Genomic DNA, 23,166 nt, shown 5'->3' on the forward strand with positions numbered 1-23,166 from the left:
GGGCAGACCGCCTCGCCCCACCGTCCCTGCTCATCCCTCCATCCCTTATCCCCCATCCCTCTTCCCCAATGTCCATTCGCACCGACCGAGTCGGCCGCATGATCCAGCGCGAGGTGGCCGACCTCTTGCAGCAGGACTTTGGCGAGGCCACGCACTCGCTCGTCACCGTCACCGGCGTTCGCATGACGGACGACCTGGGCATCGCCTACGTCGACGTCTCGGTGATGGGCGGGACGCCGCAGGAGCGGCAGGCCGGATTCGAGCGGCTCGAAGGACAGACGACCGAGGTCCGCCACGCGCTCGCCCAGCGCATCCGCCACGACGTGCGCCGCGTGCCGGAGGTCAAGTTCTTCCTCGACCAGGGGCCGCAGCAGGTGGCTCGGATGGACGAACTGTTCGCCCAGATCGCCGCCGAGCGCGACGACCGCCCCGCCCCCGAGGGCGAGGACGGCGACGAGGGCGGGGCGGTCGGGCGCGGCGACTACTAGGGGATGCGGGTACGGGGTACAGGGTACGGGGTACAGAGTGGCCCAGCGGGCGCGGCTGTCCGTCGGTCCACCACCCCGCCCTACTCACAGGCATGGAGGCGGGGCGGGGCGGGGTGGTCCAGCGCTGGGACGTCGTGAGCGACCTCCGCATCGTGACGCGTGCCGACGCCGTCGAGCGGCCGTTCGAGGCCGGGGCGCTGCTCGTCGACAAGCCGCCGCGGATCACGTCGTTCGGCGTGGTCAAGAAGGTGCGGTGGGCGCTCGGCGTTAAGAAGGTGGGGCACGCGGGGACGCTCGACCCGCTCGCGACGGGGCTCCTCATCCTGCTCGTGGGGCGCGAGGCGACGCGGCAACAGGACCGCTTTATGGGGCTCCCCAAGGTGTACACCGGCACGCTCCGGCTCGGCCAGACGACGCCCAGCTACGACGCCGACACGCCGGTCGAGGCCGAGGCCGACGCGCAGCACGTGACGGACGCGGACCTCGACGCCGCGCGGCTCCCGCTCGTCGGGGAGATCATGCAGCGGCCGCCGGTGTATTCGGCCATTAAGAAGGGCGGCGAGCGGCTCTACAAAAAGGCTCGGCGGGGCGAGACGGTCGAGATCGAGGCGCGGCCGACGACGGTCACGGCTTTCGACCTCGTGGCCCGGCGCGGCGACGACGTAGACTTCCGCGTCGAGTGCTCGAAGGGGACCTACGTCCGCTCGCTGGCGCACGATCTGGGGCAGGCGCTCGGCGTCGGCGCGCACCTCGTGGCGCTCCGGCGCGAGGCCATCGGGCCGTTCCGCGTCGACGAGGCGTTCGCGCTCGACGCGCTCGTCGAGGCCGCCCGCCCCGAGGCCGCATGACGCGCGAAGTCGGCGACGCCATCCGCCCCGCCCCCGGCTCGGTCGTCACGACCGGGACGTTCGACGGCGTCCACCGCGGGCACCAAGCCATCATCCGCTATCTCGTCGACCGCGCGCGGCGTGTGGGCGGGGTGCCGACCGTCGTGACCTTCGACCCGCACCCGCGCGAGGTGCTGACGGGCCAGCCCGTCCCGCTCCTAACCACGCTGGACGAGCGGGCCGACCTGCTGGAGGCGCTCGGCGTTGAGCGGTTCGTCGTCGTCCCGTTCTCGCGCGACCTCTCGCTCCTGGAGCCCGAGGACTACGTGGCGGACGTGCTGGTGGGGCGGATCGGGATGCGTGAGATCGTCATCGGCTACGACCACCGCTTTGGTCGAAAGGCGCGGGGCGACCAGGCGCTGCTGGAGCGGCTGGGCGGCGAGCACGGGTTCTCGGTCGACGTGATCCCGAAGCAGGTCGAGGGCGACGTGACGGTCTCGTCGACCGAGATCCGCCGGCTCCTGGCCGACGCGGGCGACGCGGCCCGCGCGGCCGTCCTCCTGGGCCGCCCGTACCGGATCACCGGCACCGTCGTCCACGGCGACGCGCGGGGGCGGGGCATCGGCTTCCCGACGGCCAACGTCGAGCCCGCGAACGACCGCAAGCTGGTCCCCGCGATCGGCGTCTACGCCGTCCGCGCGACGCTGCCGGGCGGGGCGCAGGCCGCCGGGGCGCAAGCCGCCGGGGCACAGACTGCCGGGGCGGTCGCGGAGGGCATGATGAACGTGGGCCGCCGCCCGACCTTCGAGGCCGACGGCGCGACGCGGGCCGAGGTCCACCTGTTCGACACGGACGCTGACCTCTACGGCCGCCGCCTCGCCGTCGACGTGGTCGCGCGGCTGCGCGGCGAGCGGCGGTTCGACGGCGTGGACGCGCTCGTCGCGCAGCTCGGGCAGGACCGGGAGGCCGCGCGGGCGGTCCTGGCCGCCCCGCCCCCCACGACGGACGCCGCGTGATGATGGGGCCGATCGCCGCCCCGCCCCCAGAGCCACGGGGGCGGGGTGGTGAACAGCGTGGGCGGGGCGGTCACATAGATCACTGCCCCGCCCTCTGCCGCCCCGCCCAACGAGAGGCACCCGTAGGGACACGACGTGTCGTGCCCGGGGTGGGCGGGGCGGTTCCGAATGGCGCCGCCCCGCCCGATGCCGCCCCGCCCGATGCCGCCCCGCCCGATGCCACCCCGCCTCAGACGCCACCCCGCCCGACGCTCGCGGGGCGGGCGGTGCCCTCGATGCGGACACCATGCATGGTGTCCCTACGGATCCGGCCCGCCCCATTTCCTGCGGGCGGGGTGGCGCGCGTGCGGCCTGCGGGTGACCGCCAGTCGCCCCTACGGCCCCGCCCAGGCGCCCCGCCCACGCCGAGGGCGGGGTGGCGCACCTCCGCCGCCCGCTAGTCCTCGACGACCGCCTCGTCGGGGTCGTCGGGGCGTCGCTCCTTGCGCCAGGACATGCGCTCGGCCGCCTCGTACTCGGTCTGGACCGTTTCGAGGAGCGCGAGGTAGCTCCCGTAGCGCTCGGGCGTGATGGCGTCTTCGTCGACGGCCTCCTGGACGGCGCAGCCGGGCTCGTGGGCGTGCGTGCAGTCGGGGAAGCGGCAGTCGGGGATGAACGGGCGGAACTCGACGAAGTAGCCGCCGAGGTCCTGCGGCGACATGTCCCAGATCCCGAACTCGCGGATGCCGGGCGTGTCGGCGACCCAGCCGCCGGCGACGCGGTAGAGCGTGGCGAACGTCGTCGTGTGGCGGCCCTTCTGCGTCTTCTCGCTGACCTCGGACGTCACGAGGTGGAGCGTCGGGTCGACGGCGTTGAGGAGGCTCGACTTGCCCACGCCGCTCGGCCCCGAGACCACGCTCACGCGGCCGGCGAGGCGGGCGCCGAAGTCCTCGACGCCCTGCCCGGTCTCGGCGCTCGTGAGCAGGACCGGGTAGCCCAGCCCCTCGTACAGCTCCTGCCAGAACGCCATCGCCTCCTGCGCGCGGGGCTCGTCGTTGAGGAGGTCGGCCTTGTTGAGGACGAGCCCGGCCGGGATGTGCGAGGCCTCGGCGGCGACGAGGAAGCGGTCGACGAAGCCGGGGTTCACTTTGGGACCGAACGTCGACTGGACGCACCACGCGCGGTCCACGTTTGTCACGATCACGTGCTCCTTGACGGCCGCCTTGCGCCCGGCCGCGCGGCGGCTGAGCTGGTTCTCGCGCGGCTCGATGCCGGTGATGAACCCGACGTCGTCGTCGTCGAGGAGGAGCCGGACGCGGTCGCCGACGGCGAGCGGGTTGGTCTCGTCGATCTCGAGGGCCTCCAGCCGGAACTTGCCCCGGATGCGCGCGCGGATGGACCGCCCGGAGTCCGGCGAAGAGTCCCCGTCGCTGTCCAGGTGCACGTCGTACCAACTCCCCGTCGAGCGGACGACGAGGCCCGTCCGCACGTCCGGTTCGGGCTCCTCCTCGGGGGGCGCGTCGGCGGGGGGCGGGGCGGGGCGGTCGGTCATGGGTGAAACTCCGGGTCAGGGGCCTCGTCCAACGCGGGCCGACCGCCCCAGGCTCCTCTGCGCCCACGCTCATGGCCCCCACCGATCCGCCCCGCCCCGACCCCTTCGGCGACGTCCGCGCCGCGTTCGAGCGGCTGGGCACGTCTGAGAAGGCCGCGTTCACGTTCGAGGCCACGTTCAGCACCATCGGGCAGGCGCTCGCCGAGACCGGCCGCCATGTGGCCGGCGCCATCGACGACCTCGACGTGGACGCGTGGTTCCGCCCGCCGCCCCGCCCGCCGCGTTCGCGGAAGCCGCCCCGCCCGGCCACGCCGCCCCCGCCGCCCGCCGGTCCGGTGCCGCCGGACGGCCCGCTGGGGACGCCGCCGGTCGATGATCTGCCGACGCCGCCCGACGTGCCCCCGCCCGACGCGACGTGAACGACGAGTCCTGGATCGAACGCTACGAGCGGGCGGGGTGGCTCGGCCGCGCGGGCCTGTTGGGGGGCGGAGCGGTCCGGCTCGCCGCCCGCGCCATCGACGGCGCCCTCGACCGAGCCGCGACGGTCACGGTCGAGGCGAAGGAGGCGTTCCAGAAGGAGCTCGACCCGAACGTGTCGGACGCCCAGATCCTCGACGAGACGGATGAGCGGGACACCGAGCCGTAGAGCTTTACGCCGCGGGTGGGGCGGCTAGGCCGCGAGCGCCTGGGCGGCGTGAAGGCCGAAGATCCGCGGGTGCACGACGCGCTGGACCATGAGCCGACCGTCGGCGGCCGTCGTCATCTCGGCCTCCAGGAGCCCGTGCTCCGACATCTCGAGCACGACCTCGTGGCCCAGCCGAGACGAGTCGGCGCCGGCGGCGGCCGGGGCGGGGCGGAGCCACCGGGCGGCGAGCCGGTTGATCTCGACCCACGACAGCTGGCCGTACGGCGCACGCGAGGCGGCGGCGAGCACTTCGATCACGAAGTCGGCGGCGTAGGGGAGCGTGTCGGCGAGGGGCGGGGCGGAACTCGAAGGCGGAGTCTTCGGCATGAGCGCGGGGGGAAGCGTGCCTCAGGATCGCCTACGGGTGTGACACCCCTGTGACGTGGGCGGGGTGGGAGGCAGGGGCTACGCATCACCATGAGTAGCGTAGGAGCCGGTTTCGCTCCGCTCCACCGCTCATGGCTCTGCTTGGAGGTCACTTCGACCTCATCCCCGACCCGCGCCGAGACCACGGCAAGCGCCACGCGCTCTCCGACATCTTCGGCCTCGCGCTCTGCGCCATCACGGCCGGTGCCGACAGCTTCCTCGCCATCGAGGCCTTCGGCAAGGCGCGCCTCGACTGGCTCCGGCGCTGGTTGCCGCTCACCCACGGCGTCCCGTCGCACGACACCGTCCGCCGTGTCTTCGCCCTCGTCGACCGCCGACACTTCGAGCGCTCGTTTGCCGCCTGGGCGCAGGAGGCCTTCCGCAAGACCGACGGCCGGGTCGTCGCCGTCGACGGCAAGCGGCTCCGGCGCGCCCGCGACGCGGGCGAGCCCATGCTGACGGTCGTCTCGGCGTGGGCCACCGAGGCGGGCGCGGCACTCGGACAGGTCACCACCGACGACGGCGAGGGCGAGGTGTCAGCCGTCCCGCGCCTGCTGGCGCTCTTGGACCTCTCGGGCTGCATCGTCACCACCGACGCGGCCGGGTGCCAGACCGACATTGCGAAGCAGATCGTCGACGGCGGCGGGGACTACGTGTTCGGCCTCAAAGGCAACCAGGCCGGGCTGCGCGAGCAAGCCGAGCGCTGGATGATGGAGGCGACGCTCTCGGGAGACGTGGACGCCTTCGAGACCTCTGAGCGTGGCCACGGCCGCGTCGAGACGCGGCGCTACTGGTCGGCCGCTGTGCCGGACGAGGCGCTGCGGAGGCTGCTCTGGGCCGGACTGACGAGCGTCGGGATGGTGGAGTCCACGCGGACGGTGGGCGGCAAGACCTCGACCGAGCAGCGCTACTTCGCGACGAGCCTGGCGGTCGACGCCGAGACGCTTGCGCGGTCGGTGCGTGGGCACTGGGGCGTCGAGAACGGGCTGCACTGGTCGCTCGACGTGAGCTTCGGCGAAGACGCGAGCCGGACACGGACCGATCACGCAGCGGCGAACCTGGCGGTAGCGCGGCGGGTGGCGCTGACGCTGCTGCGCGCCGAGACAACGGCCGAGGGCGGCGCGCCGACGAAGCGGATGCGATGCGCCTGGGACGCCGACTACCTCGCGACGGTGCTCCGGCTAGAGTGATGCGTAGCCCCTGGGGTGGGAGGGACGTAGGATCGCGGAGGTATAGAGGGATGAGCGGAAACCACCGCCCCGCCCGCGCCTCATCTGCTTCTCCCCCCATCCCGCATCTCCTCTCCCTTCGCCACCCTCACCGCCTCGTCGCCACCATCTGCACCGGGCCGGACGGCCGCAGCGTGACCGAGCCGTGCGCGGCGGGCGGGGCGGCGGCCAGCTCGAGCCGCCACCGCTGCGCGACCGTCGCCAGCACGAGCGTGCCCTCGATCCAGGCGAACTGCTCGCCGATGCAGCCGCGGCGGCCGGCGCTGAAGGGGAGGTAGGCAAACTTGTGCCGCCCCGCCCGCGCCTCGGGCGCGAACCGCTCGGGGCGGAACGCCTCGGGCTCGTCCCAGAAGCGCGGGTCGCGGTGGAGGTGGAGCGGGGCGAACAGGATCGTCGTCCCCTTCGGGAGCGGGCGCCCCCCGAGCTCGGTGTCGCGCGCCGCCTCTCGGCCGACGGTCCAGGCGGGCGGAAAGAGCCGCATGGACTCGGCGAACACCTGCCGCGTGTAGGGCAGCTGGTCGAGGTCGTCGAACGTGGGCGGGGCGGCGAGCGCGTCGACTTCGGCGTGCAGGCGGGCCTCAGCGTCGGGGTTCCGGGCGAGGAGCGCCCACGTCCACGCGAGCGCGACGGCCGTCGTCTCGTGGCCGGCGAGGAGCAGCGTCATGGCCTCGTCGCGGACCTCCTCGTCCGTCAGCGCCCCGCCCGCCTCATCGTCGCGGGCGTCGAGGAGCATCCCGAGCAGGTCGGCGTGCTCGACGTCGGGCTCGCGGCGGCGCTCGTCGATGAGGCCGTAGACGAGCGCGTCGAGCGTGGCGCGGGCCGCCTTCGACCGCCGGTTGGCGCGCGTGGGTAGCCACATGAGCCGGTCGGCGAGCGGGTACTGCGCCCCGTCGAACCCCGCCATCGCGTCGCGGACCGCCCCGCTCACGCGGTCCGCGTCGGAGAGGACGTCGGCGCCGAACAAGGTCTGCCCGGCGATCGCGAGGGCCAGCCGGTTCATGGCCTCGGCCGCGTCGAACGGCTCGCCCTCGGCCCAGCCCGCCGTCTCGGCGCGCGTGAGGTCGACCATCGTCCGGCCGTAGCCCTGGAGGCGGCCGTGGTGGAACGCGGGGAGCACGAGCCGCCGCCGGCGCGTGTGGCGGGGCGGCTCGCTCGTCAGCAGGCCGTCGCCGAGGACCGTGCGCGCGAGCCGGAGCCCGCGCGCCTTCGTCACGTCCTCGTTCCGGTCCACAAGGAGCTCGCGGAGCAGGTCGGGATGACGGACGTGGGCGACCGGCGGGAGCGGCCACCCCTCGGCGATCACCAGGTCGCCGCCGACGGCGTCGAGCCGGTCCACGCCCTCTTTCAGCTCGCGCATGAACGCCGCGAGCAGCTCGAAGCGGTGCGAGCCGTGTGCGTACCGGCGGACGTCGGGCGAGGGCGGGACGGCGGGCATGGGCGGGATGGAATGGGCCTCGTTCAACGTGGCGGGGCGGGGCGGGGTGGGGTGGGGGGGGCGCTGTCTTCACCCGGGTCCCACCCCGCCCGAGCACCCGCGGTGGGGGGAGTGGACCGATCGCGGGACTAAAACCTAGACGAACAGGTGGGTTCCTATCTTGGGCCACCCCGCCCCTCCGCCAATGATCCGCTCCCTCACCGCCGACGAGATCCGCCGTCGCTACTCTATCCTACTGAACCCTCCGCCGCCCCGCCCGCGCACTCCCCGCGAAGGCGGAACGGCGGGGCGGGGCGGCGGTATCGCAGGGTATGCCGGAGGGCCGGCACCCCTAGCCGCTAGCTTGCCCGGCCGCGCAAGACCCACACCGCCCGCACCATGAAGCGCCTCGTCGTCGTCGAGTCCCCCACGAAGGCCCGGACCATCCGCAAGTTCTTGCCGCCCGGCTACCAAGTCGAGGCCTCGATGGGCCACGTCCGCGACCTGCCGTCGTCGGCCGCCGAGATCCCGGCCAAGGTCAAAAAGGAGAAGTGGGCGCGGCTGGGCGTCAACGTGGCCGAGGGGTTCGAGCCGCTCTACGTGGTCCCGGCCGACAAGAAGAAGGTGGTCAAGGAGCTGAAGGCGGCGCTCAAAGACGCCGACGAGCTCTACCTCGCGACGGACGAGGACCGCGAGGGCGAGTCGATCGGGTGGCACCTGCTCCAGGTGCTCGCCCCCAAGGTGCCCGTCAAGCGGATGGTGTTCCACGAGATCACCAAGGACGCCATCCTCAAGGCGCTCGACCAGACGCGCGAGCTCGACACCCGGCTCGTCGACGCCCAGGAGGCCCGGCGCGTGCTCGACCGGCTCGTGGGCTACTCGGTCTCGCCGGTGCTGTGGAAAAAGATCGCGCCCAAGCTCTCGGCCGGACGCGTTCAGTCGGTCGCCGTCCGCGTGCTCGTCGAGCGTGAGTGGGAGCGGCTCGACTTTGTGAGCGCGTCGTACTTCGACCTCGCCGCCACGCTCGTCCAGAAGGGGACGGCGTTCGGGGCCAAGATGACGCACTACGGCGACCGCCGCCTCGCCACGGGCAAGGACTTTGACGAGAAGACGGGCAAGCTGCTCGGCAAGAGCGACGCGCTCGTGATGGGGGAGGACCAGGCGAGCACGCTCGCCGGCCGCCTCAAGGGGGCGGGGTGGCGCGTCGCCGAGGTCCAGCAGAAAAAGGCCCGCCGCTCGCCCGCGGCCCCGTTCATCACGTCGACGCTCCAGCAGGAGGCGAACCGGAAGATCGGGATGAGCGCCCGCCGCACGATGCAGACGGCCCAGAAGCTCTACGAGCAGGGCCACATCACCTACATGCGGACCGACTCGCCCATCTTGTCGTCCGAGGCCATCGACGCGGCGCGCAAGGCGGTCCGCGACCGCTACGGCGACGAGTACCTGAGCCCGAAGCCGCGCCAGTACTCGGGCAAGGTCCGCAACGCGCAGGAGGCCCACGAGGCCATCCGCCCCGCCGGCACCCAGATGCGGACGCGCAAGGAGCTCGGGCTCTCGGGCGACGAGGCGAAGCTCTACGACCTCATCTGGAAGCGGACCGTCGCCAGCCAGATGGCCGAGGCCCGGCTGCTCCGCACGCGGGCCACGATCCTGGCCGCCGAGGGCACGGACGACGAGAGCACGTTCCGGTCCAGCGGGCAGGTGGTCGAGTTCGCCGGCTTCTTCCGGGCCTACGTCGAGGGCCGGGACGACCCGAGCGCGGCGCTCGACGACCGCGACAACCCGCTCCCCGCCCTCGCCGAAGGCGACACGCCCGACTGCAAAGACGTCGAGGCGCAGGGCCACGAGACCAAGCCCCCGTCGCGCTACACCGACGCCTCGTTGGTCCAGGCCCTGGAGAAAGCGGGCGTCGGGCGGCCCTCGACCTACGCCTCCATCATCGACACGATCGTCCGGCGCGGCTACGCGCTCCGCAACGGGAACCAGCTCGTGCCGACCTTCACGGGCATGGCGACGACGAACCTGCTCGCCAAAAACTTCGACCGGCTCGTCGACACGCAGTTCACGGCGCGGATGGAGGAAGAGCTCGACGAGATCGCGGCCGGCGACCAGGAGCGGCGGCCGTACCTGGAGCGGTTCTTCAACGGGCCGGAGGGCCTAGAAAAGAAGGTCGAGGCCGGCGTCGAGACGATCGACCCGCGCGAGATCTCGACCATGCGCCACGCCAAGTGGGGCGACTACGAGGTCCGCGTCGGGCGCTACGGACCGTACGTGGCCGCGCCGGGCGGCGAGACCGCCTCCATCCCGCCCGAGGCCGCACCCGCCGACGTGCTGGAGGCCGACCTCGCCGCCTTTATCGACGCGAACGAGGACGAGCGCGTGGTCGGCATCCACCCCGAGGCCGGGCAGCCCATCCTGCTCAAGTCGGGGCCGTACGGGCCGTACGTCCAGTTGGGCGACGACGATGAGAAAAAGCCCAAGCGCACGTCGCTCCCCAAGGGCACGCAGCCGGCCGACGTCGACCTCGACCTCGCCGTCGCCCTGATCGGCCTGCCGCGGACGCTCGGCGAGCACCCGGAGACGGGCAAGCCGATCCTCGCCAACATCGGCCGCTACGGGCCGTACGTCCAGCACGAGCGGACGTACGCCAGCCTCAAGCCGGCCGACGGTGACAACGTGCTGACGGTCGAACTCGATCGCGCGCTGGAGCTCATCGCGGAGAAGGCGCGCAAGAACGCCCCGCTCCGCACGCTCGGCACCCACCCGGAGACGGACAAGGCGATCGACGTGTTCGAGGGCCGCTACGGGCCGTACGTCAAGCACGAGAAGACGAACGCGACGATTCCGAAGGGCGTCGACAAGGACGAAATCACGCTCGAACAGGCCGTCGAGCTGATCGACGCGAAGGCGGCCAAGAAGGGGAAGAAGAAGCCTGCGGCCAAGAAGAAGGCGCCGGCGAAGAAGAAGCCCGCGGCCAAAAAGACGACGGCCGCGAAAAAGAAGGCGCCCGCCAAAAAGACCGCGGCTAAGAAGCCGGCCGCCAAGGCGGCGCCCCGAAAAAAGGCGTCCTGACCACCCCGCCCGCAAAACGCGGGCGGCACGGGCGGGGTGGTGACCTCGGCCAAGCAGCCCCGCCCCCGCGACGTGCGGGCGGGGCGGCGATCGAACCGCTCGTCGGGCGACCGCCGGTCAACCCTACGGCGACCACCCCGCCCGCACGCTGGGGCGGGGCGGCCGAACTTTCTGCTCGCTGCTCGCTGCTCGCTGCTCGCTGCTCGCTGCGGCCTACGACCGCCGCACGATCAGCACGCCCGCCACGATCGCCACCCCGCCCGCGATCTGGAGCGCCTGCACGGGCTCGCCCAGCAGGACGGCGCCGGCCGCGATGCCGACGAACGGGACGAGGTTCGAGAACGCCGCCGTCCGCGACGGGCCGACGGCCTGGACCGACGCGTTCCAGATCCCGTAGGCGACGCCCGTCGAGAGGCCGCCCGAGTACAGGATGGCGAGCCAGTCCCACGCGTCCGTCGCCCCCCAGTCGGCGGCCAGGAGGTCGGGGAGGGCGAGGGCGACGAGGCCGGGCAGCGACACGACGATGCCCCAGAACGTGAGCCCGAGCGCCGACGCGCCGCGGTCGAGGAGCGGCCGCGCGAGCGTCGTATAGACGCCCCACGCGACCGAGGCGCCCAGCATGAGCGCGACGCCGACCGCGTCGCCTCCCAGCTCGCCCGGGCGGCCGACGACGACGAGGACCACGCCGACGAGCGAGACGGCCGTCCCCGCCCACCCCAGCAGGCCGAGCCGCTCGACGCCCAGGGCGTGCGCCGAGACGGCCGTCCACAGCGGGCTCGCCCCGATGAGGAGCGCGCCCATCCCCGCCGTCACCCGGTCCACGCCGACGATGAACCCGGCCTGGTAGATCAGGATGCCGAGCAGGCCCAGCCCCACGACCTCCCAGTGGCCGACGCGGAACGTGGACGTGATCGGGAGGCCGCGCCGGCGCGCCTGGCGCACGTGGAGCGCGCCCAGGACGCTCAGCGAGACCGCGAACCGCGCGAGGTTGACCACGAAGGGCGGAAGCACTTCGAGTGGTACTTTAATCACCGCGAAGTTGACGCCCCAGATCAGCACGACGGCCAGCAGGCCGACCTCGCGGGCGATGGGGGGGCGGGTCGTGGTCGTCGTCATGGCGGCGAAACGTAGCCCGCCGCCCCGCCCCCGCCGGCTGGCCGTCCCGTCCGCACGCGTTCCTCACCGCCCCGCCCGCGCCCCATGTCCGGGATCCGCAAGCTCTACTACTCGATCCGCGAGGTCAGCGAGATGACCGAGCTCGAGCCCCACGTCCTCCGGTTCTGGGAGTCCAAGTTCGACGCGCTCCAGCCGAAGAAGAACCGGGCCGGCAACCGGACCTACACCGAGCGCGACGTCGAGACCGTCCGCCGCATCCAGCACCTCGTCCGCGAGGAGAAGTACACGCTGGAGGGCGCGCAGCAGGCGCTCGAACGTGGCGACGCTCCCGCGGCCGCCGTGCCAGCCGCTGGGGGCGGGGCGGCGGGCGGCCCCGGGCTCCCGCGCGAGACGCTCCTGGAGCTCCGTGCGTTTTTGTCGGACGTGTTGCGGAGGCTCTGAGCCGGCCCCTAGTTTCCGCACCCCGCCGCCGGCCACGCTGGCGCGGGACGTTTTCGGGTAGTGGCGCAGCCAGGTAGCGCACCAAGCTGGGGGCTTGGGGGTCGTGGGTTCAAATCCCGCCTACCCGACACGAGACGCCGTCCGGCCCTGCGCCGGGCGGCGTTTTGTCGTCCGGGCCGTGCCCCGGGCGTGGGTACCTTGGACTCCCCCCAGACTGCCTCCCCGCCCGTGCCCGCCGGATCCTCTTTCGAAGCCGACCTCCGTGCCGTCCGCGAGGCGCGCGGCCTCTCCCTCGACGAGATCCAGCAGCAGACGCGGATCCCCGTCGACGTCCTGAAGCGGTTCGAGGAGGGCGGCCTCGTCGGCGACCCGACGTACAACGACGTCTACCTCAAGGCCTTTTTGCGGTCGTACGCCAAGGCCGTCGGCGTCCCGGCGGCCGATGTCCTGGAGGCCCGACGCCAGCAGGAGGCCGGCGCGTACGGCGGCGCCCTCCACCCGAACGGCTCGGCCGCCCCGCCCCGCTCGGGGCGCGGCGCGGAAGCCGGCGAGGGCGGGGCGGTCCGCCGCGCGGCGCCCCCGCCCGAGCGCCAGGAGGCCGCGGGCCGCACGGGCGCGCCGGCCCCGGCCGTCGAGGCGCTCGCGTCGGCGCCGGACCCGACGGTGCGGCGGGAGCCGGAGCCCGAGCGCCCGGCGCCCTCGTCGCGCGTCTCGCGGGCTGAGGTGTCGACCAAGCGGTCGTTCGACAAGAACTGGGGCGTCATCCTCGGCCTGTTCGCCGTCGTCGTGGCCGTGCTCGCGGCGGCCCTCTACTTCCTCGTCTTCGCCGGCGACGACGAGCCCGAGGCCGACGTCCCCGACACGGTCGCCATCGGCGACGGCGCCGAGGCCGTCATCGACACGAGCGGGGTGGGGGCCGGCGCCGCGACGGGCGGCCCGCAGCTCCAGCTCCCCATCGAGGTGACGGTCGAGGCGACCGGCGGCAACGGGCTCCAGTCGTTCCGCGTGACCGAGGACGCCGCCGAGCGCCAGCCCCACTGGATCAACCTCGGCGACTCCCAGGCGTTTTCGGCCGACTCCGCTCTCGTCTTGTGGGGCCAGGACACGTTCGTCCCCGGCGAGGCGACCTACGTGTTCCAGGGCCAGCGCTTCACGCCCGCGTCCGAGGCCCCGCTGCGGATCACGCGCGAGACCGGGCAGCGCGTCCTCGACTCCCTCGCCGCCCGTTAGCCCCGGGCGGGGCGGCCGCCCCGCCCCCCGACCCCAGACGTAGACGTGGACGTTGCCCGCGCCGCCCTCGGGCTGCTCGACCGGATCTCGCCCCCGCCCGCGACCGAGGAGGCCGCCGCGGCGCTCGCCGCCGAGCTCCGGCCGGTCGTCCGCGGCCTCGCGCGGGCCTACTACACCGACGGCCAGAGCCTCGTCGGCGACACCCAGTACGACCGGCTGTTCGGGGCGCTCCGCGACCTGGAGGCGGCCCACCCCGCCCTCCGCACGCCCGACTCGCCGACGCACCGCGTGGGCGGGGCGCCGCTCGACCGCTTCGAGAAGGTCCGCCACCCGGTCCCGCTCCTCTCGCTCGGCAACGCGTTCGACGCCGACGACCTCCGGGCGTGGTACGAGCGCGTGCTGAAGGGGCTCGACGGCGTGCTCGACGAGGGCGAGCGGCCGGCGCTCGCGGCCGAGCTCAAGATCGACGGGCTCGCGCTCGCGCTGACCTACGAGGACGGCGTGCTCGTGCGCGCCGCCACGCGCGGCAACGGCCGCGTGGGCGAGGACGTGACGCCCAACGTGCGGACGGTCCGCGCGCTTCCGCTCCGCCTCGCCGACACGCCGCCGGCGCGCGTCGAGGTCCGCGGCGAGGCGTACATGCGGCGGTCGACGTTCGAGGCCCTCAACGAGCGGCTGGCCGAGGCCGGCGAGAAGCCGCTCGCGAACCCGCGCAACGGGGCCGTCGGCAGCCTCCGCCAGCTCGACCCGACCGTGACGGCGGGCCGCGGCCTCGACTTCTGGGCCTACGGCGTCGGCCCGGCCGAGGGCGACCTCCCCGCCCGTCACTCCGCCGTGCTCGACGCCGTGGCCTCGTGGGGCGTGCCGGTGAGCCCCGAGCGGGCCGTGTTCGACGACGTCGAGGCCGCCGTCCAGTTTTGCCAGGCGTGGGCGGGGCGGCGCGACTCGCTCGACTACGAGATCGACGGGGTCGTGGTCAAGGTCGACCGACTGGACTACCAGGGCGTCCTGGGTCAGGTGGCGACGGCGCCGCGCTGGGCCGTCGCCTTCAAGTTCCCCGCCCGCGAGGCGACGACGCGGCTCCTGGACATCGAGCACAACGTGGGGCGGACCGGCGTCATCAAGCCGCTGGCGATCCTCGACCCGGTCGACGTGGGCGGGGTGACGGTCTCCAAGGCCACGCTCCACAACGCCGACTACATCACGTCCCGCGACGTCCGCCGGGGCGACCTCGTGGTCGTCAAGCGGGCGGGCGACGTGATCCCGGCCGTCGTCGGGCCGGTGGTCGAGGCCCGCGACGGGACCGAGGAGCCGTACGCCCCGCCCACGACGTGCCCCGCGTGCGGCGAGCCCGTCGAGCGCGCCGAGGGCGAGGTCGACCTCCGCCACGTCTCGGGCGGCTGTCCGGCCCAGCTCACGCGCGCCGTCGAGCACTTTGCGAGCCGGAACGCGCTCGACGTCGACGGGCTGGGCAAGAAGATCGCCGTGCTCCTCGTCGAGACCGGGCTCGTCGGAGACCTCCCCGACCTCTACGCCCTCACGGCCGAGGACCTCATGCCGCTCGAGGGGTTCAAGGAGAAGAAGGTCCAGAACCTGCTGACCGGCATCGAGGCCGCGCGGCACCGGCCGCTCGCGCGGCTCCTGTTCGGGCTCGGCATCCGCCACGTGGGCGAGACCGTGGCCCGCGACCTCGTCGCCCACCACGCGTCGCTCGACGCGCTCGCCGCGGCGACGGGCGAGGAGCTGGAGGCCATCGACGGCGTCGGCCCGGTCGTGGCCGAGAGCGTGGTCGCGTGGTTCTCGGACGACGAAAACCGGCGGGCCGTCGAGCGGCTCCGCGAGCGGGGCGTGAACCTGGAGCGGCTCCCCGACGAGCCCGTCGCCACCCCGCCCGACGAGGCCGCCCCGCTCGCGGGCGTGACCGTCGTGCTGACCGGGACGCTCCCGACGCTCACGCGGCCCGAGGCCAAGGTCCAGATCGAGGCGGCCGGCGGCAAGGTGACCGGGAGCGTCTCGAAAAAGACCGGCCTCGTGGTCGCCGGCGAGGCGGCCGGCTCCAAGCTCGCCAAGGCCGAGGAACTGGGCGTCCCGACGGTCGGCGAGCCCACGCTCCTCGCGCTCCTCGACGGCACGGCCACCCTCGCCGACGTGCTCCCCGCCCCGCCCGACGCGGAGGAAGCGCCCGCAGACGACGCCGCCGCCGCCGCCCCGCCCGATGACGAGGGCGGGGCGGGGGAGGAGCAGGGCGACCTGTTCGGGGCCGCGTGACGGGCCGCCCCGCCCGTGCCGCTCGCCGCCGGCGGGTCCCCGGGCGGGGCGGTCGCGGCCGGCCAGATCGAGCCACACGGCGGGCGGGGCGGATCTACTATGGCCCCGCCCCGCTCGCCCGCCACCCCGCCCTCCGCGCCCCGTGCTGACCGCCCTCGACGTCGTCGTTCTCGTGGTGTATGGCGTGGGCGTGATCGCCTTTGGGCTCCGGGCCGGCGGTCGGCAGCGGACGACGCAGGACTACTTTTTGGGCGGCCGCGACCTGCCGTGGTGGGCCGTCTGCTTCTCGGTCGTCGCGACCGAGACCAGCACGCTGACGGTGATCGGCGTGCCGGTCGTGGCCTACTTCGGGTCGTTCACGTTCCTCCAGCTCGCCATCGGCTACCTCATCGGGCGCGTGGTCGTGGCCTCGGTCTTGCTGCCGCGCTACTTCCGGGGCGAACTCCAGACGGCCTACGCCTTCCTCGGCGACCGCTTTGGCGACACGACGCGGGCCGTAGCGTCGGTTACGTTCCTCGTCACGCGGCTCCTGGCCGACGGCGTCCGCCTGTTCGCGACGGCCATCCCGATCCAGGTCATAGCGCGCGCGGCCGGGCTCGACGTCGGCTACCCGGCCGTGATCCTCGCGATCGGCGTCGTGACGGCGGCCTACACCTACGTCGGCGGGCTCAAGGCGGTCGTCTGGATGGACGTGGTGCAGATGGGGATCTACGTGGGCGGGGCGGTCCTGGCGCTCGTGCTCCTGTGGCCCGCGCTCGCGGCCGCGCTCCCCGAGGCGCTCGCGGCCGGCAAGCTGACCGTCGTCGATTGGGGCACGGGCGGGCTGAGCGAGGTGCTGACGCAGCCCTACGCGTTTCCGGTCGCCGTGATCGGCGGGGCCTTTTTCGCGATGGCCTCGCACGGGACCGACCAGCTCATCGTCCAGCGCATCCTCGCGTGCCGGACGCTGGCTGAGGGGCGCCGGGCGATGGTGTGGAGCGGCGTCGTGGTCGCCCTCCAGTTCGCCCTGTTCCTCGGCGTCGGCGTCGGGCTGTGGGCCTTCTACGGCGCCGCCCCGCTCGCCGAGCTGGGCCTGGGGCGGGGCGACGAACTGTTCCCCCTCTTCATCCTGAACGAGATGCCCGCCGGGCTCCGCGGGCTCCTCTTTGCCGGCATCATCGCGGCGGCCATGAGCACGCTGTCGTCGTCGCTCAACGCGCTCGCCGGCTCGACGCTCATGGACCTCGTCGAGCGCCTGGGCGGCCGGCGGCCGGACGAGGCCGCGGCGCTCCGGCTGAGCCGCGTGCTCACGCTCGTCTGGGCGGCCGTGTTCGTCGGGTTCGCCACGCTCTTTACCGGGCTCGACAACCCGGTCGTCGAGCTGGGGCTGGGGATCGCCGGGTTCACGTACGGCGGCCTGCTCGGCGCGTTCGCGCTCGGCCTCCTCGTCCGCCGCGCCCGCCAGGCCGACGCGCTCGTCGCCTTTGCCGTGACCATCGCCGCGCTCACGGCCGTCATCTTCGGCGTGTGGTGGAGCGGGGCGGCCGAGGCGTGGGTGTGGGCGTGGCGGCCGTCGGCCGAGGACAGGGAGGCCGGGGCGCTGAGCGCCGTCGCGTGGCCGTTGTACCCGCTCGTCGGCGTCGCGGTGTCGCTCGTCGTCGGCGGGCTCCTGTCGCTGCGCCACCCCGCCGGCTCGGACTCCGCCCCGCCCCGGGCGGACGCCGCCCCGCCCCGGTCGGCGGGCGGGGCGGGGTGGGGCGGGAGCCGTTCCTAGCCCGCCGCGTCCAACCCGCCCTCGCCGGCTCCGGGCCGGCCCTCCCGGCTCACACGCTGCATGGCCTTCCTCGAACGCATCGGGCTCGCGCCCAAGTCCGGCCGCTACTCGCGCCGCGCCGGGCTCCGCTCGGACAGCCGCTCGCCCGACGACGGGCGCCCCGAGACGACGCGCCGCGTCGTGCTGGAGCGCGTGGGGCTCCTGGCGGCGCTCGCGGCGATCGCCATGCTGGCGTTCCCGAACGTCTCGGTCTACGATGGGACCGCCCGCGTCGGCGACGTGTGGACGGCCGAGGACGTCGTGGCCCCGTTCGACTTCCCCATCCGGCTCCCCGAGGACGAGCTCCGCGGGCGGCGCGACTCGGTCCTCCAGTCCGAGCCGCCCATCTTCAACGAGGCGCCCGGCGCGCTCGCGCAGACGCTGGCCCGGCTGGACTCGGTCGACGCCCGCCTGGACTCGGCGTTCGTGGCCTACGCCGGATGGCGGGCGGGGCGGGAGCGGCTCCAGGCCGATGGGCAGGCCGCCGGCCGGGACCCCGAGCGGGCCGCCGAGCGGGCGGCGGTCCGGGCCGACTCGGTCCGCTACGCCGCGCTCCGCGACGACATCCGCCTGTCGCTCTCGGACGCGCAGTGGAACCGGCTCCTAACGTCGGCCTACGGCGTCGCGTCGGGGCGGGCCTCCCCGCCCACGCTGGACGACCGGCTCCTGGGCGAGGCCGCGCGGATCGCGCGCGAGGTGCTGGCCCGGGGCGTCCTCGACGTCCCCATCGACTCCGTCCGCGCCCCGACGCTCCTCGTCCGCAACCTGGACCCCCTCGTGCGGAGCCAGGAGGAGCGGCCGCGCGAGACCGTGGTCGGCGTGGGCGAGGCCGTCGCGCTCGCCCGGCGCTCGCTCCAGGCCGCGTTCCCGTCCCGGCCCGACACGGTCGGGATCGGGGCCGCCCTGTTCCGGTCGGCGTTCGAGCCCTCGCTGCTCTACGACGCCGACGCGACGGCCCGGGCGCGGCAGGCGACGATCGACGCCGTGCTCCCGACGCGCGGCCGCGTGCGCCAGGACCAGGTCGTCGTCCGCCGCGGCGACGAGGTGACGCCGGAGCGCTACGAGCAGCTCCGGTCGCTCGACCTCGCGCAGCGCGAGCGGAGCGGGGAGACGTCGTGGGCGCGGGCCGTCGTGGGCCGGCTGCTCCTGATCCTCTCGGCCCTCGTCCTGTTCTTCCTCTACGTCTACCTCCTCCGGCCGGGCATCTTCTACGACACGCGGCGCCTGGTCCTCGTGTGCCTGATCCTCGGGATGGTGCTCACGGGCTACCTCATGGCCGGGGCGTTCGGCGGGGCGGCCCCGCTTGTGGTCCCGGTCGCGCTGGCGTCGATCCTGCTCACGATCGTGTTCGACAGCCGCGTCGGGAGCTTCGCGACCATGACGATGGCGGCGCTGGGCGGGTTGGTCTTCGGGTACGACTTCCCGTTCGCGTTCGCGACGCTCATCGTGGGCGTGCTGGCCGTGTTCTCGGTCCGCGACGTGAAAAACCGGAGCCAGCTCCTGGTCTCGGCCGCCCTCGTGCTCACCGCCTACGCGATCGTCCTCACCGGCTACGCCCTGCTCCGCGTCGACGTGTGGACGGCCCGGTTCACGGCGGAGCTCGTAGCGGTCGCCATCAACGCGGGGCTCATCCTGTTCGCGGGGCCGCTCCTGTGGCTCATCGAGAAGGGGTTCGGCGTGACGACCGACATGGCCCTCCTCGAGCTCTCGGACACGAACCGGACGCTCCTCAAAGAGCTCTCGCTCAAGGCGCCGGGCACGTTCAACCACTCGCTCCAGGTGGCCAACCTGGCTGAGGCCGCGGCCGACGCTGTGGGCGCGAACGCGCTGCGCACGCGCGTCGGCGCGCTCTACCACGACATCGGGAAGATGATCAAGCCCGAGTACTTTATCGAGAACCAGCAGCCGGGCGAGAACCCGCACGAGCGGATCAAGCCGTCGATGTCGGCGCTCGTGATCGCGGCCCACGTCAAGGAGGGCGTCCAGCTGGGGCGCGAGCAGCGGCTGCCGACGGTCGTCATCGACTTTATCGCGAGCCACCACGGGACGGGCCTCATCGAGTTCTTCTACCGCCGCGCCCAGGAGCAGGCCGAGGACCCCGATTCCATCGACGAGTCGGACTACCGCTACCCCGGCCCGCGCCCGCGGACGAACGAGCAGGCCATCGTCATGCTCGCGGACTCGGTCGAGGCCGCCTCGCGGAGCCTCGAGAAGCCGACGCCGCGCCGGCTCGAGTCGCTCATCGACGGGATCGTGGCCGCGCGCGTGGCCGATGGGCAGCTCGACGAGTCGTCGCTGACGTTCTCGGACCTCCGCCGGATCAAGGGCACGTTCCACCAGCTCCTCTGCGGCATCTACCACTTCCGCGTGAAGTACCCCGACCAGGCCGAGGAGCCCGAGGTCGGGGCGGCGAGCGGCGACGGCGCGGCGCCTGAGGCGGAGGCCGCCGACGTCAAGCCGGTCGAGGAACCGGCTTCGGGGAGCGTGGAGGCGCCCTACGACGGCCCGGACGAGGAGTTCGACGGCGAGCGGCCGACGAGCGAGGAGCGCTCGACGCTGGGGTAGGAGCGCCCGCGGCGTACGGGAACGGGCGGGGCGGTCGCGCAGCCACCCCGCCCCCAGCATGCGTAGAACACGACCCGGGGCGGGCGGGGCGGTCGCGTGTGCCGCCCCGCCCGTCCAGAATGCGGACACCACGCGTGGTGTCCCTACGGCACCGCCCCGCCCGTTACGCCCGCCCGGGCGCCGCGGCCCGACGGCGTTGCTCGACGGCGTTGCATGCAACGCCGCTACGGCGGCCACCCCGCCCTCGGCGTGGGCGGGGCGGTGATCTCCCGCTGCCTGCCCTACACGCCCAGCACGTCGCGGATGCGGGCCAGCGACTCCGGCGCGATCCGCGGGGCGATCTCGGCCGACGGCGTCTCGTGGTGCTGCAAGACCGGGCGCACGCGGCGCCGGGCCTGCGGCGTGTACAGGACGAGGCTGGCGCCGCGCACGACGGCCTCGACCTGGCGACGGTCGGCGTCGACGGGCAGGCCGAGGACGTCGCCGGCGAACCCGGTCCGCGCGCGGAGCTCGTCGGAGAGCGGGGCGACGGCGTCGGCCCCGCGCGTGACGAGGCCGAGCGCCTCGGGCGCCATGAGGCGGGCCACGCGTTCGAGGACGTCGAGCGGGTAGGTCACGACGGCGCCCACGATCTCGGCCTCGGGCCGCGCGCGCCGGGCCGCGCGGAGGTCGGGGAGCGGGACGACGAGGCCGTCGAGGGCCTCCGCCTCGCCCACGTCGGACAGGAGCGCGGCGCCCACGCGCTCCTGGAGGGCGGCGCCCGCCTGCTCCGCCCCGCTCTCGGCCAACTCGCGGTAGGCGGCCGCGAACAGGAGCGTCCGCGCGGCGCCGGGCCGCTCGAAAAACTGGAGCCCCTCCTCGACCACGTAGTCCACCTCGTCGTCGCTGAGGCCCAGGCCGACGAGCTTGTGGAGAGCCTCCTCGACCACGCCGGCCCCGCGCTCCAGCCGCTCCGACCGCGAGAGCGCCTGGCGCTCGACGACCACGTAGCCGCCGCCGCGGCGGACGTCGACGAGCCCCTCCTCGGCCAGCCGCTGGTACGCCTTGCGAACCGTGTGGAACGAGATCCCGACCTGGTCGGCCAGCGCTCGCGTCGACGGCAGCCGCACGCCCGGCCGGTACCGCCCCGCCCCGATCTCGTAGCGGACGGCCTCGACGAGTTGGTCGGCGAGCGGGAGCGGGGCATTGCGGTCGAGCTCGATCACGGGCGGGGCGGAGGAGGCACGGAGGGATCGGGCATGAAGGGATGCGCAGAGGGCGCTGCGCGGGGGGGCGACGCGGGCGGGGCGGCCCCGCACCCCCTCATCCCTCTATCCCTGATCCCTCGTTCATCCCTCCCCTACAGCTCCTTCCCCTGGAGGCTGCGGCGGGCCGCGTAGGCGGCGCCGACGATGCCGGCCTCGTTGCCCAGCGCGGCCGGGACGATCTTGGCCTTCGTCTTGAGGAGCGACCCGAACGTTTTCCACTTGGCCGGCTTGCTCACCCCGCCCCCGATGATGAGGAGGTCGGGGGCGAAGAGGAACTCGTACATCTCGAGCACCGGCTGCACGCGCTTTTTCGCCCACCGCTCCCACGAGAGGTGGTCCCGCGACCGCGCCGAGTCGGCGGCAAAGTGCTCGGCCTCACGCTTGTCGTAGTGGACGTGGCCGAGCTCGGTGTTGCGGACGAGGTGCCCGTTCGTGAACAGGGCGCTCCCGATGCCGGTCCCGAACGTGAGCAGCAGCACCGTGCCCTCGGCGCCCCGCCCCGCCCCGAACTGGACCTCGGCGATGCCCGCCGCGTCGGCGTCGTTGAGGACGGTCACGGGCACGCCGAGCGTCTTGCGGAACAGCTTTTCGGCGTCGACGCCCTTCCAGCTGTCGTCGATGTTGGCCGCCGTCTCGACCACCCCGCCCACGACGCGGCCGGGGACCGTGAGGCCGACCGGCTTTGTCCACTCGTGGAAGTCCATGACGGCCTGGACCGTCTCGGCGCACGCCTCGGGCGTGGCCGGCTGCGGCGTCGGGATCCGGTGACGCTCGGTCAGCAGCTCGCCCTTTTTCGCGTGGACCGGGGCGCCCTTGATCCCCGATCCGCCGATGTCGATGCCGAGCAGCTTCTTGGGGGCCTTCGACTTTTTCTTCTTCGACATGGAGGGGCGGGGCGGCTACGGCGTGTAGAGCTCGACGGCAAACCACCCGCGCGGGTCGGTCCACCGAGAGTCGCGGCGGAGGCCGGCGCGAGCGGCGACGGCGGCGAGCCCGTCGGGGCCGTACTTGTAGGAGTTCTCGGTGTGGATCGTCTCGCCGTCCCGAAAGCTAAACGCGCGGTCCCCGACGTGGAGCGTCTGGTCCCGGGTGCTCCGCAGGTGCATCTCGATGCGCCCCTCGGCCTCGTTCCACCGCGCCTCGTGCGCCCAGGCGTCCGGGTCGGCGTCGGCGCCGAACTCGCGGTTGAGGCGCTGCAGCAGGTTGAGGTTGAACGCGGCCGTCACGCCCTCGGGGTCGTCGTAGGCGGCTTCGAGCACGGCCGGGTCCTTTTTCTGGTCCACCCCGAGCAGGATCGCCCCGCCCCGCCCGGCCACGTCCTTCGCGTGGCGGAAAAACTCCTCGGCCTCGTCGGGCGTGAAGTTGCCGATCGTCGAGCCCGGGAAAAAGACGACGCGCCGAGCCGTCTCGGGCGGGAGGGCGGGGAGGCGGAACGGCCGCGTGTAGTCGGCGGCGACGGGCAGCACGGGGAGCCCGGGGTAGGCCGCCCGGAGGCGCTCGGCCGTCGCCAGCAGGTAGTCCTCGGAGATGTCGATGGGGACGTACGCCGCGAGCGTCCGCCGCGCGTGGAGGGCGCTGAGCAGGATCCGCGTTTTCTCGCTCGACCCCGACCCGTACTCGACGAGCGCCGAGTTTTTGCCGATCGCGTCGACGAGGTCGTCGGCGTGGGTCTCGAGGATGTCGCGCTCGGTCCGCGTCGGGTAGTAGGCGTCGAGCCGCGTGATCTCGTCGAACAGCTCCGACCCGCGCTCGTCGTAGAAGTACTTGGCCGGGAGCGTCCGCGGTCGGCTGCTCAGTCCGCGGACGACGTCGGCGAGAAAGGAGGACGCGCCGGCGTCGGCGGGCGGGGTGGCGGAGTCGGGCACTCGGGGGGAGGGAT

The 23,166-nt window shown here is 73.6% G+C and carries 19 protein-coding genes and 1 tRNA gene; 13 read left to right on the forward strand and 7 right to left on the reverse strand.

Annotated features, from left to right (window positions below; genetic code table 11):
* Positions 1 to 68 precede the first annotated feature (68 nt).
* The 3 genes from rbfA (at position 69) to RQM47_RS09715 (ending at position 2,331) form a co-directional block, all read left to right on the forward strand.
* Positions 69 to 488, forward strand: a complete 420-nt coding sequence (gene rbfA / locus RQM47_RS09705; protein ID WP_311665621.1) for a 30S ribosome-binding factor RbfA — start codon at positions 69 to 71, stop codon at positions 486 to 488.
* Between the two features lie 92 nt (positions 489 to 580).
* Positions 581 to 1,336 (forward strand): tRNA pseudouridine(55) synthase TruB, encoded by a 756-nt coding sequence (truB, locus tag RQM47_RS09710; RefSeq protein ID WP_311665623.1) that lies wholly within the window; start codon positions 581 to 583, stop codon positions 1,334 to 1,336.
* Positions 1,333 to 2,331, forward strand: coding sequence for a bifunctional riboflavin kinase/FAD synthetase (locus RQM47_RS09715; protein ID WP_311665626.1), 999 nt, complete (start codon positions 1,333 to 1,335; stop codon positions 2,329 to 2,331). The genes truB and RQM47_RS09715 overlap by 4 nt, the downstream gene beginning before the upstream one ends.
* 436 nt (positions 2,332 to 2,767) lie before the next feature.
* On the opposite strand, the gene rsgA is transcribed toward RQM47_RS09715, so the two are convergent.
* Positions 2,768 to 3,862, reverse strand: a complete 1,095-nt coding sequence (gene rsgA / locus RQM47_RS09720; RefSeq protein WP_311665628.1) for a ribosome small subunit-dependent GTPase A — start codon at positions 3,860 to 3,862, stop codon at positions 2,768 to 2,770.
* 71 nt (positions 3,863 to 3,933) lie between these two features.
* On the opposite strand from rsgA, the gene RQM47_RS09725 reads away from it, so the two are divergent.
* Positions 3,934 to 4,281 carry a hypothetical protein gene (locus RQM47_RS09725; protein WP_311665630.1) on the forward strand — a complete coding sequence of 116 codons (348 nt, stop codon included), beginning with the start codon at positions 3,934 to 3,936 and terminating at the stop codon, positions 4,279 to 4,281.
* Positions 4,278 to 4,508, forward strand: a complete 231-nt coding sequence (locus RQM47_RS09730) for a hypothetical protein (protein ID WP_311665632.1) — start codon at positions 4,278 to 4,280, stop codon at positions 4,506 to 4,508. Before RQM47_RS09725 ends, RQM47_RS09730 begins: the two co-directional genes overlap by 4 nt.
* Positions 4,509 to 4,532: 24 nt before the next feature.
* Here the strand turns inward: RQM47_RS09730 and RQM47_RS09735 are convergent, their stop codons facing one another.
* Complete coding sequence (locus tag RQM47_RS09735; protein ID WP_311665634.1) at positions 4,533 to 4,874, reverse strand: hypothetical protein; 342 nt, start codon at positions 4,872 to 4,874, stop codon at positions 4,533 to 4,535.
* A 131-nt stretch (positions 4,875 to 5,005) separates the two neighbouring features.
* On the opposite strand from RQM47_RS09735, the gene RQM47_RS09740 reads away from it, so the two are divergent.
* A complete protein-coding gene (locus tag RQM47_RS09740; RefSeq protein WP_311666078.1) occupies positions 5,006 to 6,103 on the forward strand; it encodes an ISAs1 family transposase in 1,098 nt (365 codons plus the stop codon).
* A gap of 127 nt (positions 6,104 to 6,230) precedes the next feature.
* Here the strand turns inward: RQM47_RS09740 and RQM47_RS09745 are convergent, their stop codons facing one another.
* Positions 6,231 to 7,577, reverse strand: a complete 1,347-nt coding sequence (locus RQM47_RS09745) for a cytochrome P450 (RefSeq protein WP_311665486.1) — start codon at positions 7,575 to 7,577, stop codon at positions 6,231 to 6,233.
* Between the two features lie 378 nt (positions 7,578 to 7,955).
* Between RQM47_RS09745 and topA the strand changes: the two genes are divergently transcribed.
* Entirely contained in the window at positions 7,956 to 10,628 is a 2,673-nt protein-coding gene (gene topA, locus RQM47_RS09750) for a type I DNA topoisomerase (RefSeq protein ID WP_311665484.1), read from the forward strand.
* Between the two features lie 213 nt (positions 10,629 to 10,841).
* Here the strand turns inward: topA and RQM47_RS09755 are convergent, their stop codons facing one another.
* Positions 10,842 to 11,744 carry a DMT family transporter gene (locus RQM47_RS09755; RefSeq protein ID WP_311665482.1) on the reverse strand — a complete coding sequence of 301 codons (903 nt, stop codon included), beginning with the start codon at positions 11,742 to 11,744 and terminating at the stop codon, positions 10,842 to 10,844.
* Between the two features lie 84 nt (positions 11,745 to 11,828).
* Between RQM47_RS09755 and RQM47_RS09760 the strand changes: the two genes are divergently transcribed.
* The 6 genes from RQM47_RS09760 (at position 11,829) to RQM47_RS09785 (ending at position 20,040) form a co-directional block, all read left to right on the forward strand.
* Entirely contained in the window at positions 11,829 to 12,185 is a 357-nt protein-coding gene (locus tag RQM47_RS09760) for a MerR family transcriptional regulator (protein ID WP_311665480.1), read from the forward strand.
* Positions 12,186 to 12,239: 54 nt separating this feature from the next.
* Positions 12,240 to 12,313, forward strand: a tRNA-Pro gene (locus tag RQM47_RS09765).
* Between the two features lie 100 nt (positions 12,314 to 12,413).
* Positions 12,414 to 13,415, forward strand: coding sequence for a helix-turn-helix domain-containing protein (locus RQM47_RS09770; RefSeq protein WP_311665478.1), 1,002 nt, complete (start codon positions 12,414 to 12,416; stop codon positions 13,413 to 13,415).
* Positions 13,416 to 13,499: 84 nt separating this feature from the next.
* Positions 13,500 to 15,683, forward strand: a complete 2,184-nt coding sequence (gene ligA / locus RQM47_RS09775) for an NAD-dependent DNA ligase LigA (protein ID WP_409945973.1) — start codon at positions 13,500 to 13,502, stop codon at positions 15,681 to 15,683.
* Positions 15,684 to 15,828: 145 nt separating this feature from the next.
* Positions 15,829 to 17,436: a sodium:solute symporter gene (locus RQM47_RS09780; protein WP_349256333.1), complete on the forward strand. Its 1,608-nt coding sequence runs from the start codon at positions 15,829 to 15,831 to the stop codon at positions 17,434 to 17,436.
* Between the two features lie 60 nt (positions 17,437 to 17,496).
* Positions 17,497 to 20,040: an HDIG domain-containing metalloprotein gene (locus tag RQM47_RS09785; RefSeq protein ID WP_314008732.1), complete on the forward strand. Its 2,544-nt coding sequence runs from the start codon at positions 17,497 to 17,499 to the stop codon at positions 20,038 to 20,040.
* A gap of 281 nt (positions 20,041 to 20,321) precedes the next feature.
* On the opposite strand, the gene RQM47_RS09790 is transcribed toward RQM47_RS09785, so the two are convergent.
* The 3 genes from RQM47_RS09790 to egtD form a co-directional block, all read right to left on the reverse strand.
* Positions 20,322 to 21,245 carry a GntR family transcriptional regulator gene (locus tag RQM47_RS09790; RefSeq protein ID WP_311665469.1) on the reverse strand — a complete coding sequence of 308 codons (924 nt, stop codon included), beginning with the start codon at positions 21,243 to 21,245 and terminating at the stop codon, positions 20,322 to 20,324.
* Between the two features lie 134 nt (positions 21,246 to 21,379).
* Positions 21,380 to 22,171, reverse strand: coding sequence for a polyphosphate--glucose phosphotransferase (gene ppgK, locus RQM47_RS09795; protein WP_314008735.1), 792 nt, complete (start codon positions 22,169 to 22,171; stop codon positions 21,380 to 21,382).
* 15 nt (positions 22,172 to 22,186) lie between these two features.
* Positions 22,187 to 23,152, reverse strand: a complete 966-nt coding sequence (gene egtD, locus RQM47_RS09800; RefSeq protein ID WP_314008738.1) for an L-histidine N(alpha)-methyltransferase — start codon at positions 23,150 to 23,152, stop codon at positions 22,187 to 22,189.
* Positions 23,153 to 23,166 lie beyond the last annotated feature (14 nt).

Origin of the sequence: Rubrivirga sp. S365, assembly GCF_032248475.1 — a bacterium.
Lineage (GTDB): Bacteria > Bacteroidota > Rhodothermia > Rhodothermales > Rubricoccaceae > Rubrivirga > Rubrivirga litoralis.

Bases quoted from the DNA above. Each gene is read 5' to 3' on its own strand.
- rbfA (WP_311665621.1), top strand. From the start codon at position 69: ATGTCCATTCGCACCGACCGAGTCGGCCGCATGATCCAGCGCGAGGTG.
- truB (WP_311665623.1), top strand. From the start codon at position 581: ATGGAGGCGGGGCGGGGCGGGGTGGTCCAGCGCTGGGACGTCGTGAGC.
- RQM47_RS09715 (WP_311665626.1), top strand. From the start codon at position 1,333: ATGACGCGCGAAGTCGGCGACGCCATCCGCCCCGCCCCCGGCTCGGTC.
- rsgA (WP_311665628.1), bottom strand. From the start codon at position 3,862: ATGACCGACCGCCCCGCCCCGCCCCCCGCCGACGCGCCCCCCGAGGAG.
- RQM47_RS09725 (WP_311665630.1), top strand. From the start codon at position 3,934: ATGGCCCCCACCGATCCGCCCCGCCCCGACCCCTTCGGCGACGTCCGC.
- RQM47_RS09735 (WP_311665634.1), bottom strand. From the start codon at position 4,874: ATGCCGAAGACTCCGCCTTCGAGTTCCGCCCCGCCCCTCGCCGACACG.
- RQM47_RS09740 (WP_311666078.1), top strand. From the start codon at position 5,006: ATGGCTCTGCTTGGAGGTCACTTCGACCTCATCCCCGACCCGCGCCGA.
- RQM47_RS09745 (WP_311665486.1), bottom strand. From the start codon at position 7,577: ATGCCCGCCGTCCCGCCCTCGCCCGACGTCCGCCGGTACGCACACGGC.
- topA (WP_311665484.1), top strand. From the start codon at position 7,956: ATGAAGCGCCTCGTCGTCGTCGAGTCCCCCACGAAGGCCCGGACCATC.
- RQM47_RS09755 (WP_311665482.1), bottom strand. From the start codon at position 11,744: ATGACGACGACCACGACCCGCCCCCCCATCGCCCGCGAGGTCGGCCTG.
- RQM47_RS09760 (WP_311665480.1), top strand. From the start codon at position 11,829: ATGTCCGGGATCCGCAAGCTCTACTACTCGATCCGCGAGGTCAGCGAG.
- RQM47_RS09785 (WP_314008732.1), top strand. From the start codon at position 17,497: ATGGCCTTCCTCGAACGCATCGGGCTCGCGCCCAAGTCCGGCCGCTAC.
- ppgK (WP_314008735.1), bottom strand. From the start codon at position 22,171: ATGTCGAAGAAGAAAAAGTCGAAGGCCCCCAAGAAGCTGCTCGGCATC.